General features: G+C 75.9%; 7 protein-coding genes and 1 tRNA gene. All 8 read left to right on the top strand.

Going from position 1 to position 11,965, the window contains the following annotated elements; translation table 11 throughout:
* The first annotated feature begins 15 nt into the window (after nucleotides 1–15).
* The 8 genes from tmk to grpE all read left to right on the top strand — a co-directional run bounded on the left by tmk (nucleotide 16) and on the right by grpE (nucleotide 11,939).
* On the top strand, nucleotides 16–3,381 hold the full coding sequence (gene tmk, locus ACGFX4_RS32445; protein WP_393082083.1) for a dTMP kinase: 3,366 nt from the start codon (nucleotides 16–18) through the stop codon (nucleotides 3,379–3,381).
* A 371-nt stretch (nucleotides 3,382–3,752) separates the two neighbouring features.
* Nucleotides 3,753–4,964 (top strand): DNA polymerase III subunit delta', encoded by a 1,212-nt coding sequence (locus tag ACGFX4_RS32440; RefSeq protein ID WP_393082081.1) that lies wholly within the window; start codon nucleotides 3,753–3,755, stop codon nucleotides 4,962–4,964.
* 246 nt (nucleotides 4,965–5,210) lie between these two features.
* Nucleotides 5,211–6,338: a hypothetical protein gene (locus ACGFX4_RS32435; RefSeq protein WP_393082079.1), complete on the top strand. Its 1,128-nt coding sequence runs from the start codon at nucleotides 5,211–5,213 to the stop codon at nucleotides 6,336–6,338.
* A gap of 80 nt (nucleotides 6,339–6,418) precedes the next feature.
* Nucleotides 6,419–8,011 (top strand): alpha/beta hydrolase, encoded by a 1,593-nt coding sequence (locus tag ACGFX4_RS32430; RefSeq protein ID WP_393082077.1) that lies wholly within the window; start codon nucleotides 6,419–6,421, stop codon nucleotides 8,009–8,011.
* Nucleotides 8,012–8,114: 103 nt separating this feature from the next.
* Nucleotides 8,115–8,765, top strand: a complete 651-nt coding sequence (gene leuE / locus ACGFX4_RS32425; RefSeq protein WP_393082075.1) for a leucine efflux protein LeuE — start codon at nucleotides 8,115–8,117, stop codon at nucleotides 8,763–8,765.
* Between the two features lie 92 nt (nucleotides 8,766–8,857).
* Nucleotides 8,858–8,934, top strand: a tRNA-Thr gene (locus tag ACGFX4_RS32420).
* 132 nt (nucleotides 8,935–9,066) lie between these two features.
* Nucleotides 9,067–11,454 carry a hypothetical protein gene (locus tag ACGFX4_RS32415; RefSeq protein WP_393082073.1) on the top strand — a complete coding sequence of 796 codons (2,388 nt, stop codon included), beginning with the start codon at nucleotides 9,067–9,069 and terminating at the stop codon, nucleotides 11,452–11,454.
* Nucleotides 11,451–11,939 carry a nucleotide exchange factor GrpE gene (grpE, locus tag ACGFX4_RS32410; RefSeq protein WP_393082071.1) on the top strand — a complete coding sequence of 163 codons (489 nt, stop codon included), beginning with the start codon at nucleotides 11,451–11,453 and terminating at the stop codon, nucleotides 11,937–11,939. The genes ACGFX4_RS32415 and grpE overlap by 4 nt, the downstream gene beginning before the upstream one ends.
* Nucleotides 11,940–11,965: the final 26 nt, after the last annotated feature.

Below are 11,965 nucleotides of genomic sequence, written 5' to 3'. Positions count from 1 at the left end.
CGCTACGCTGACCGTATGACGAGCGAGGAGCAGCCCCCTTCGAGCACCGCCGCACCCGCCCTCCCCGAGGTGGCCCCTGCCGGGACACCCGGCGAGCGCGCCCGTGCGCTGCTGAGGCTGCGCCCGTACCGGCGGCTGTGGACCGCGCAACTGGTCGGTGGCACCGCGGACCGGCTGGCGCTGCTCGTGCTGGTGCCGTTGACCGTGGTCGCCGCGGTGACCGGTGGACAGTTCGGCGACGGCTACCGGGCGCTGGCGCTCGCGGTGGCGGCGCTGTTCGCCGCGCGCCTGCTCGCCACCGTGCTGTTCGGCGCCGCGCTGCTCGGCCCCGTGCACGCGCTGCTCGCCGGTCCGCTCGACCGGCGCTGGGCGCTGTTCGGCGCCGACGTGCTGCGCGCCGCACTGATCGGCATCGCCCCCTGGTGGCTGATCTGGTCGCCGGACTCGGCGACCTGGCTGCTGCTCGGCACCGCGTTCCTGGCCGGAGCCGCCGAGCGCGTCTGGACCGTCGGCAAGGCCGCCGCCGTTCCCGGACTGCTGCCGATCGCCGAGGGGAAGGCCGCCCCGTCCGCCGCCGCGCTCGACGCGGTGCGCACGCTGGACGTCCGCACCGGCTGGGCGGCCCTGCCGCTCGCCGCGACCGCGCTGATCGGCCTCACCCTGGTCAACAACGTGCTCGCCGCCCTCGGTTCGGACTGGCTGCGCGGCCACCAGGCCACCTCGGCCGCGGTCGGCGCCGCGCTGCTGTTCGCCGCCTCCGCCGTCCTGGTCTACCTGCAGGAGCTGCCCGCCGGCGCCGCGGTCGCCCCGCGCTCCCCGCTGCAGGGCCTGCGTGCCCCGACCGACGCCACCCCCGGGCCGGCGCTCCGCAAGGGCCGCACCGGCTCCGCCCCCTACTTCACCTTCGCGGTCGCCGCCGGGTACGCCGCGATGGCCGGCGTCACCGCGCTCGGCCTGCTGACCGCCGTCGACCACCGGGCCGGGGCGATCGGCTACGGCCTGCTGGTGCTCGCCGCCGCCGGTGCCCCCGCGATCGGCGTCCGCGCCTCCCGCGCCGTGCTGCCCGGCCTCTCCCGTCGCCGACTGCTCGCGCTCGCCCTGCTGGTCGAGGGCGTCTCGCTGATCCTCGCCGGACTCGTGCTCGACTTCGTCCTGGTCCTGCTGCTCACCGTGCTGGCCGGCCTCGCCGCCGGCACCGTGATCTCCACCGGCCGCACCCTGCTCGCCCAGGAGATCGAGGAGCTGCGGCTCCCCAAGGTCACCGAGCACCTGTACGCGGTGCTCCGGGTCGTGGTCGGCGCCGCGCTGATCGGCATGCCGCTGCTCGCCGCCGCGTACGGCGAGGTCGAGTACGGCGAGGTCCGGCCGGGCGGCTTCACCTTCATCCACGGCGGGGCGGCGCTCGCCGTCTCCACCGCCGGACTGCTCACCCTGGTGCTCGCCGCCGTCGTCCTGCTGAAGACCGACGACCGGCGCGGCGAGATGCCGTTCGGCCGCGAGCTGGTCCGGGCCGTGCGCGGCGGCGTCGAGCCGGCCCCGCACCGGGTCGCCGGCACCGGCTTCTTCATCGCCCTGGAGGGCGGCGACGGCGCCGGCAAGTCCACCCAGGCCCACGCGCTCGCCGAGTGGATCCGCAGCAAGGGCCACGAGGTCGTGCTCACCCGCGAGCCCGGCGGCTCCCCGATCGGGCAGCGGCTGCGCGCCCTGGTCCTGGACGTCGGCAACACCGGTCTCTCGCACCGCGCCGAGGCGCTGATCTACGCCGCCGACCGGGCCGAGCACGTCGAGAACGTGATCCGTCCCGCGCTCGCCCGCGGCGCCGTGGTGATCACCGACCGGTACATGGACTCCTCGATCGCCTACCAGGGCGCGGGCCGCGACCTGGCCGCCACCGAGGTCGCGCGGATCTCCCGCTGGGCCACCGGCGGGCTGGTGCCCGACCTGACCGTGGTGCTGGACGTCGACCCGGGCGCGGCGCGGGAACGGTTCACCGAGGCGCTGGACCGGCTGGAGTCCGAGCCGACCGAGTTCCACCAGCGGGTCCGCACCGGGTTCCTGGCGCTCGCCGCCGCCGACCCCGGCCGCTACCTCGTCGTCGACGGCTCGCAGCAGCCCAACCTCGTCACCACCGCGATCCGCCACCGCCTCGACCGCGAGCTGCCGCTCTCCGACCAGGAGAAGGCCGCCAAGGTCGAGCAGGAGCGGCAGGCCCGGGCCGAGGCCGAGCGCAAGGCCGCCGAAGCCGCCCGCAAGGCCGCGGAGGAGGCAGAGGCCGAGCGCAAGCGGCAGGCCCTGCTGGAGCAGCTGCGCGCCGAGCAGGCCGAGAAGGAGCGGCTCGCCAAGGCGGAGGCCGAGCGGGTCGAGGCCGAGGCGCGCGCCAAGGCCGCCGAGGAAGCCCGGGTCGCCGCCGAAGCGGCCGCCGCCGTGCGGGCCGAGGAGGAAGCGCGCCGCAAGGCCGCCGAGGAGACCCGGCTGGCCGCCGAGGCGGAGGTCCGGCGTCGGCAGGAGGCCGAGGAGGCGGCGCAGGCCGAGTTCCAGCGGCAGCGGGAGCTGCAGCGCGAGGAGCAGCGGCGGCGCGCCGAGGAGGCGCTGCAGCGTGCGGAGGAGGCCCGGCTGGCGGCGGAGGCGGCGGCTGCGGCCACCGCTGCGGCTGCGAGTGCGGGCGCGGGGTCGGCTGCGGGGTCGGGGTCGGCCGCTGGTGCTGGGGCCGGAGCTGGTTCTGGGGCCGGCGCTGGGGCTTCGGCGGGCGAGACCGCGGAGCTGCCGCAGGTCGGGGACGACGGCGACGACGACCAGGTGACGGCGGAGATCCCGGAGGAGATCCGGCAGGCCGCGGTGCAGGCCGCTCAGGCCGAGTCCGCCGGCAAGGCGGACCGGACGGCCGAGATGCCGAAGGTCGCCCCCGTCGCGGACGAGACCGCGGTGCTGCCGAAGGCCGTTCCGGCGGTCGAGGAGACCGCCGTCCTGCCGAAGGCCGACGAGACCGCCCGCCTGCCGAAGGCCGACGAGACCGCTGTCCTGCCGAAGGCCGCCCCGGCCGTCGACCGGACCGCTGTGCTGCCCAAGGTGTCGGAGAACGCCCCCGACGAGACCGCGGTGCTCCCGCCGGTCCGGCCGGCCGGGTCGTCGCAGGACCGGGTGCCGCCCGGCCTGTGGCGGCCGGAGCCGGAGGACTCCGCGGAGACCCGCGAGCTGCGGCCCCGGCCCGAGTGGGCCGAGGAGACGCCGCTCGACGACCTGCCCAGCCTGACCGACTCGCTGCTCGGCTCCCGCGAGGAGTGGGCCCGCTGGGAGACGGACGAGCCCGCGGACGAGCAGCAGCCGGGCCAGGGCGACGACCAGCAGCAGCGCGGCCGGGGCTGGCGCCGCCGCAAGGACTGACACGGCCGGCACCGGTGGGGTTCGGTGACACCGACTCCACCGGGCGGACCGGCTCCGCTGGGCGGGCGGGTCCTACCGGGTTCTACCGGGTCGGGCCGGCGTCGCCGTTCCGGGTTGGCCGGAGCTGCCGGGACGGGCGGGACTGGGGCCCGGCCGGAGGCACGGAGGCGGCCGCATCGGTGGAGGCGGCTCAAGGCCCGGGCGCGGCATCGACCGGTGCCCGGCTGCGTACCGCGGGGCGGGCGTTGTCGGGTGGCGTGCTCGCCGGGCCGTCGCCGGGCGGCGTGGCCGATCGGAACGTTGGTCTCCGGGGTGTCCGTGGAGCGCGTTAGGCTCGGTGGGCTGGTTGGCGGTGCGGTAGGGAGCTCGGCGTGAGTGTGTGGGACGACCTGGTCGGCCAGGATCGGGTGGTCGAGCAGCTGGAGGCGGCTGCCCGCGCCGCGAACGCGACGGCGACGGCCGGCCGGTCGGCGGCGCCCGTACCCGGCGGCAACGCCTCGCTGATGACCCACGCGTGGCTGTTCACCGGCCCGCCCGGCGCGGGCCAGATCACCGCGGCGCGCTCGTTCGCGGCCGCGCTCCAGTGCACCAGCCCCGACCTCGCCCTCGGCGGCACGCCCGGCTGCGGGTTCTGCGACGGCTGCCACACCGTGCTGGCGGGCAGCCATGCCGATGTGAAGCAGGTCCGCACCGACGGCCTGTCGATCGGCGTCGGCGACATGCGTGACCTGGTGCTGCGGGCGTCCAGCTACCCGACCGGCGGCCGCTGGTCGGTGATCCTGATCGACGCCGCGCACCGGCTGACCGAGGCGGCGGCCAACGCGCTGCTGAAGGGTGTCGAAGAGCCGTCCCCCCGGACGGTGTGGCTGCTCTGCGCGCCGTCCGTGCAGGACGTGCTGCCGACCATCCGCTCGCGCTGCCGGCTGCTGGTGCTGCGCACCCCGTCCGCCGATGCGGTGGCCGACATGCTGGTCCGCCGGGACGGCGTCGAGCCGGAGGCGGCCCGGCTGGCGGCGCTGGCCGGGCAGGGCAACATCGACCGCTCCCGCCGCCTGGCGGTGGACGAGCAGGCGCGGGCCCGCCGCGCCGACGTCCTGCGGATCCCGCTGGAGGTCGCGGACCTGGGCGGCTGCCTGGCTGCCGCACAGCGGCTGGTGGACACCGCGAAGGCCGACGCCGAGGCGCTCGCCGAGACGCAGGACGCCAAGGAGACCGAGGACCTCAAGGCCGCGTACGGCGCCGCCGAGGGCAGCCGGGCGCCGCGCGGCATGGCCGGCGCGGTGAAGGAGCTGGAGAAGCGTCAGAAGAGCCGGGCCACCCGTACCCGCCGCGAGACGCTGGGCGTGGCCCTGGGTGACCTGCTCGGCTTCTACCGTGACGTGCTGGCCGTGCAGCTCGGCACCACCGGTGCCCTCGCCAACGAGGACCAGCGGCCCGCGCTGCAGCGGATCGCCGCCGGCGGCATGCCGGAGAACACACTGCGCCGGATCGAGGCGGTGCTGGCCTGCCGCCGGGCGCTGGACCGGAACGTCGACCCGCTGCTCGCGGTCGAGGCGATGACGGTCGCCCTCCGCGCGGGCTGAACCCGCCCCGCCCTGCCTTTCGTGCTCCGGCCTGCCGGACGCCGACGGAACCCGGCTGCCCCCGTGCGGGTCTGATCGGTCGTCGGACGGCGCGCCGGGAAGACGCTCGTTCGAGTGAACGTCGGGCGCCGCCCGTACGGCCCGGAGCTCCCGGGGCGGCACGTTGTGCACCCTGTGGACTGAGCCCGCCAGGCCCGCCAAGCCCGCCGTGTCCGGCAGCCCGTCCCTCCTCCGAGGTGGTGCGCCATGTCCCGTCCGATCCTCGCCGTCCTCCTGTTGATCGCGGTCGCCGTCGGCTGCTGGGCCGCCCGTTCCGCATGGCTCCGCTGGCGTGACCTGCGGGCCGCCCGCACGTACGAACTCGTCGCCGAGGCCCGCCCGATGCTGGTCCGGGCCGGAGCCGCCGGGCTGTGCCTGCTCTGCGTGACCGGACTGGGCGTCGCGCTGCTGGTGGACGGACGTCCGCTCAGCGGCGGGCTGGACGCCGAGCAGCTCCGGGCTGCCGCCGCGCCCCGGCCGGCCGCGCCGCCCGAGCCGTCCGCCGACGGCACGGGAGCCGCCACGGGAGCCGCCACGGGAACGGCCGCGGGGGCGTCCGAGGTGCCGCCGGTGATCACCCAGTTCGCGCCCGTCGGCAGCCCCGCCGAAGGCGAACTGCTGCAGGGCACCGTCTCCGGACCGGACGGCCGGCCGCGGACCGTCCGGGTCTGGCTGCCCGCCGAGTACAAGAAGGACACCAAAGCCCGCTTCCCGGTGATCGTGGTGCACTCCGGCACCGCCGGGAAGACCGCCGACGCCGACCTTCCGGACCTCTTCGACGGCGTCGCCTCGGCGGTGAAGCTGGGCCGCTCCCGCCCGTTCGTCGTGGTCGCCCCCGAGCCGCCCAGCGGCACCGGGCAGCCGTGCGAACTGGTCGCCGCCGCCCCCCAGGCCGTCGCCGACGACGCCGCGCTGCGCACCGCCGTCACCGCCGCCTTCCGCACCCTGCCGGCCGGACCCGGCGGCTGGGGCGCCCTCGGCATCGAGAGCGGAGCACCCTGCGCGGTCGCCGCCGGCCTGGCCCGCCCCGACCTGTACGGCGCGGCCGCCGCGGTCTCCGGCCGCTACGACCCGGCGGCGCTCACCCAGGCCGCCGCCGAGGCCCCCGGCACCAGCGGCGCCCGGCTGCTCCTCGCCGCCGCCAAGGGCGACACCGCCGGACTGGCCGACGCCCGCCGCCTCCAGTCCGCGCTGAAGGCCGGCGGCGGCCGGGCCAGGGCCGCGGACGTCCGGATCTCCGACCTGGTCCAGGACTACACCCCGCAGCGGGAACGGCTGCGACTGGTCCGGGTGGCGGTCCAGTCGCTGGCCGAGAGCCTGGCCAAGCCGTCGTGACAGCTCCCGCCAGCTAGGCTCGGCCGAGCCGGGATCCGGCGTCCTGCGCCGGGTCCCGGCGTCCGAGGGGAGAACCACAGATGCGTGCTGGCCAGTACCGGTCCCGCCGTTTCGCGCCGGTCGCCGCGCTGGCCGTGCTGCTGCTCGCCGGATGCACCGCCGGCTCCACCACGGGCTCCACCGCCGGTGCGTCCTCCGACGCCGTCTCCGGCTCCACCGCCGCCGGTGCCCCCGGCGCCGCCCCGCTGCAACCGATCCCCGCCGGTACCCCCGCCGCGCTCGCCACCTACTACGCGCAGAAGCTCAGCTGGCAGAACTGCCGCGGCGACTTCGAGTGCACCACCTTCAAGGTGCCGCTCGACTACGAGCACCCCGACCGCCGCGAGATCACCCTCTCGGCGATCCGCAAGACCGCCACCGACCCCGCGCACCGGCTCGGCTCCCTGCTGATGAACCCCGGCGGCCCCGGCGGCTCCGCCGTCGACTACGTGCAGAACGCCGCCCGCGCCGCCGACCCCGGCGTGCGCTCCTCGTACGACCTGGTCGGCCTCGACCCGCGCGGCGTCGGCGAGTCCACCCCCGTCAGCTGCCTCAGCGGCCCCCGGATGGACGCCTACACCGCCGTCGACATCACCCCCGACGACCAGGCCGAGATCGACGCGCTGGTCGCCGCCGACAAGGAGTTCGCCGCCGCCTGCCAGCAGAAGTCCGGCGAGCTCATCGGCCACGTCTCGACCGTCGAGGCCGCCCGCGACATGGACGTGCTGCGCGCCCTGGTCGGCGACGACAAGCTCAACTACCTCGGCAAGTCCTACGGCACCTTCCTCGGCGCCACCTACGCCGGGCTCTTCCCCGGCAACGTCGGCCGGATGGTCCTCGACGGCGCCGTCGACCCCTCGCTCGACTCCCGGGCCGGCAACCGCACCCAGGCCGGCGGCTTCGAGACCGCCTGGGCCGCCTTCGCCGCAGACTGCGCCAAGCGCGACGACTGCCCGCTCGGCCGCTCCGAGAAGGAAGCCGGGCAGCAGCTCACCGCGCTCTTCCGGCAGATCGACGCCAAGCCGCTCAGCACCGAGTCCGACCGGGTCCTCACCGAGTCGATGGCCACCACCGGCGTCATCCAGGCGATGTACTCCGAATCGCTCTGGCACACCCTGCGCGAAGCCCTCACCACCGCCAAGGCCGGCGACGGCAGCGCGCTGCTCCGGCTCTCCGACGACTACTACGAGCGCTCGTCCGACGGCAGCTACCCCAACCTGATGTTCGCCAACATGGCCGTCAACTGCCTCGACCTGCCCGCCCCCTTCGCCGACCCGGCCGCCGTCCAGCAGGCCGTCCCCGACTTCGAGCAGGCCTCCGCCCACTTCGGCCGCGACATGGCCTGGATGGCCCTCGGCTGCACCTACTGGCCCACCAAGGCCACCGGCGCACCCCACACCGTCCGTGCCGCCGGCGCCGCCCCGATCGTCGTCGTCGGCACCACCCGCGACCCCGCCACCCCCTACGCCTGGGCCAAGTCCCTCGCTGCCCAGCTCGAGTCCGGCCGGCTGCTCACCTACGACGGCGACGGCCACACCGCGTACGGGCGCCGCAGCACCTGCATCGACAACGCCGTCAACCGCTACCTGCTCGGCGGCGAAGCCCCCGCCAACGGCACGCGCTGCGCCAAGTGAACACGGTCACGGCCCGGCCGTGGTCATGACCGTTTCGGGCGGACGGCCCTGGCGGATACGATGGCGCATCCCCCACGCCGCTTCGTCCCGCTAGGAGCTCACCGTGCTCGGAGTCAACGACCTGACCACGTACATCCTCGGCGCCCTGGTCATCGTCCTGCTGCCCGGCCCCAACTCGCTGTACGTGCTCTCGGTGGCCGCCCGCAAGGGCATCAGCACCGGCTACCGGGCCGCCGCCGGCGTCTTCGTCGGCGACTTCACCCTCATCAGCCTCACCGCCCTCGGCGCCTCCTCCCTCCTCGAAGCCAACCCGGCCGTCTTCGCCGTCGTGAAGTTCGGCGGAGCCGCGTACCTGCTCTGGATCGGCGTCGGCATGCTCCGCGCCGCCCGGCAGCTCTGGCGCGAACACCGCGCCCCCGCCGCACCCTCCGCCGAGGCCGTGATCGAGGACGGCGAGAAGCCGTTCCGCCGGGCGCTGGTGATCAGCCTGCTCAACCCCAAGGCGATCCTCTTCCTGCTCTCCTTCTTCACCCAGTTCGTCGACCCGACGTACGGCGCCCCCGCCCTCTCCTTCGCGCTGCTCGGCGGAATCCTGCAAACCTTCAGCGTGCTCTACCTCTCGCTGCTGATCTTCGCCGGCACCACGCTCGCCGCCGCCTTCCACCGCCGCAAGCGCCTCTCCGCGGGCCTCACCAGCGGCGTCGCCGTCCTCTTCGCCGGCTTCGCCGCCAAGCTGGCCGTCTCCTCCGCCTGAGCCGTGTGCGGACCGGCGCCCGAAACTGTGTAGACTGGCCCGCGTTGCCGATGCGATCCTCGACCCACGCGGTCGGGCGATCCGGCGGCGGCGCCGCCTTAGCTCAGCTGGCCAGAGCAACGCACTCGTAATGCGTAGGTCGCGGGTTCGAATCCCGCAGGCGGCTCCATAAGAAACGGTCCGGTCGGATATTCCGACTGGGCCGTTTCTGCGTTTCCGGGGAGTCGGGTGGGAGAACCGGGTGAAGGTGGGGTGGCGTCGTGGGTGGGGGTCGGTAGGTTCGGGGTGGGGGTGAGGGGTGGTGGAGGGGGAGGTGTGGCGGCCGGCGTTGGGGTTGGGACGGGCGGCGCGGGCGTTGGTGGCGGGGGAGTTCGCGCAGGCGGTGGGTCTGTTGCGGATGGTGGAGCGGCGGGAGCCGGGGTTACCGGCGGAGTTCGAGCCGGCGTGGGCGGCTGCGCGGGGGTTCCTGGCGGCCCGGGCGGGTGACTGGGCGCAGAGCGTGGAGTGGTACCGGCGGGCGGTGGAGGCCGGTCCGGGGTTGCCGGTGCCGGGCGGGGCCCGGTGCCGGATCGGGGGCTGCGGGCGGGTGGTGCGGCTGCGCTGCGGGCAGTGCCATCGGGTGAGTTGCGAGGCGCACGGCGTGGTCCGGCGTGACGGGCCGGCCAGGTGCGACGACTGCCTGTGGACGGGGTTGGGGAACCTGGCGTCCGCGGCGGTGCTGCTCGGCGGGGGTGTGCTCGCCGGGGAGGCCGGGGCGGTGGTCGGCCGGTGGGCGGCGGAGAGCGGGTCGGAGGACGCCCGGCTGTTGAAGGGGATGCTGAGCGGGGATCCGGACGCGGTGCGGGAGTTGCCGGGCGGGTTGCGGGCGCTCGGGCGGGTGGTGGTGCTGCGGATGCTGGCGGCGGAGCTGGGGGACGGGCCGGACGGGGGCGGGGCCCGGGTCGGAGCGCTGCTGGGGGCGTTGGGCGGAGCGGGGAGCCTCGGCGCGGAGCTGGGGCGGGTGCTGCGGCGGCGTGAGGTGCGGGACGCCGTGCGGCGGGGCGGTACGGCGGCGGCGTACGGGGAGTGGTCGGCGGCGTGGGAGGACGCGCCGGGCGAGGTGACGCTGGTGCACGGGGTGGGCTTGGCGGCGCTGGCGGTGGCGTTCGGTCCGGGTGAGGGGAGTGCGGACAACGGTGGGGACGGCAGCACGGGCGGTGCCGGCGTGGGCGCGGCGGAGGCCGGGTGGCGGGTGGCGGCGGCGCGGGTGGCGGTGGGGTGCCTGGCGGCGGCGCTGTACAGCGACGGGTATTGGGACGCCTTGGCGCTGGTGACCGGGCGGCGGTCGGTGCCGGCGGAGCGGGAGCCGGTGCTGGCCGGGTTCGACCAGTATCTGCGGCGTCGGCTCGGGGAGTTGGACGAGTACCTGGGGCTGCCGCCGCAGCGGAGTCTGGCGGTGGCGTGGGCGGTCGAGCTGGAGGTGCTGCGGCTGCTGCGCGAGCGGGTGACGGCGGGGAAGGGCGCGGTGCCGGCGCCGGACGCGGCCGGCTGCGCCTTGCTGGGCGGTCCGCTGTTCCTGACGCGGGAGGGCGGCGGCGCGGCGGTTCTGCGGGCGGCGGGGGCAGCCGGGCGGGCGGCAGGCCGGGTGGTCGACGGTGGTGGTGCGCTGCGCGGAGGGGCGGACGGTGCGGTCCGCCGCCGTGCGGCAGGCGGGCGGCTGGCGATGGAGGGGTTGCTGCTGCGGCTGCCTGTGGAGTCGTTCCGCGGGACCGAGGTGGACCGGTTGCTGGAGCTGGCGTCGGAGGGCGGCCCGTACGAGTACCTGCTGGGGCAGCGGCGTTTCCAGGAGGTGATCGACGCGATCGAGGCGGACGTGGTGGTGCTGAACGGTGTGCCCGACGGGTTGCCGGACCGGGTGCCGCGGGTGGTGTGGTGGCCGCTGCTCGCGCGGGCGTACCTGGGGCGGGCCGGGGAGCGGCTGGAGGCGTCGGAGTGGCAGGGCGCGTTCGAGGACTTCGAGTGGGCGGCGGAGTACGGGGAGGTGCTGACGCGGCACCAGCGGAGCGTGGAGCAGGCGGCCCGCCAGTGGGGGTTGCAGCTGCGCCGCGAGGACCGGCGTTCCTGGGTGCGGTACGCGGAGGTGCTGCTGCGGGCGCAGCGCCTGGTGCCGGGGAGTCGGAGCGTGGCGGAGAACCTGGCGGAGGCCCGCCGCTACCTGCCGGCGGGGCACGTGCTCACGCACCGCCCGGCCAGGCCCCGTCGGCAGGAGGGCAGCGGTCGGCAGGACAAGAACGGTGAGCGGCTTGCGGCGGCGGCGCACCCGCCGGCGGAGCCGGTGTCGCCGTACGCGGTGCTGGGGCTGGAGCCGTCGGCGGACGGTCCGGCGGTGCAGGCGGCGTATGTAGGGGAGTTGAAGGCGGCGGGTCGGGACGTGGAGCGCAAGCGGCGGGTGTCGGCGGCGCGCAGTGCGCTGAGTACGCCGGAGCGCCGGTGGCTGGCGGATCTGCTGCTGCCGCTGGTCGGGCATCGGGCGTTGGGCGGTCCGGCGGCGGAGGAGCCGCAGGAGTGGGTGCGGCGGATGCTGGAGCGGGAGTCGGCGGCGGTGGTGCCGCTGCGGCCGGGGGTGGCGGAGCTGGTTCCGCTCGCACCGGCTGACGGGACGGGCGAGGCGGACCGGGTCGCCATGACGGATCAGGGGGAGTCGCGATGAGTCAACCGCCGGAGCAGGGAACGGAGTTCCTGGAACGCCGGTGTGCCGCGCTGGAGGCGAGGCTGCGCCGGGTGCAGGACGAGCAGCGGGAGCGGGAGAAGGCCCTGCTGCTCGGGCTGCTGGACGTGGACGACGCCCTGGTGCGCATGGGGGAGTGGCTGGGCCGGGTCGGGGAGGCCGGATCGGGCATGTCGGAGCGGGAGTTGCTGCTGGGCCTGATCGAACAGGTCGCGTTCGTCGACGAGTTGCTGCGGGCCAGGCTCGGCACGGTGGACGTCCGTCCGCTGCGGCTGCTCGGGTCCGCTGCGGATGCGGAAGTGGCGGACGTGGTGGAGGTGCTGCCGACCGGCGAGGTGCCGGCCGGCACGGTGGTGGCGGAGCGGCGCGGCGGGTTCCTGCTGGGCGGGGAGATCCTGCGCCGGGCGGAACTGGTGGTGGCGGTCGACCCGGTGGGCGGGCAGGAACCACCGTCCGCACCGCGGTAGTCCAACCACCAACCAGAGCAGTGGTC

This window comes from Kitasatospora sp. NPDC048365, assembly GCF_043200835.1.
GTDB classification, from domain to species: Bacteria; Actinomycetota; Actinomycetes; order Streptomycetales; family Streptomycetaceae; genus Kitasatospora; species Kitasatospora terrestris.
The sequence above is the reverse complement of the archived record's forward strand: the minus strand, read 5'-3'. Positions and strand labels throughout refer to the sequence as shown.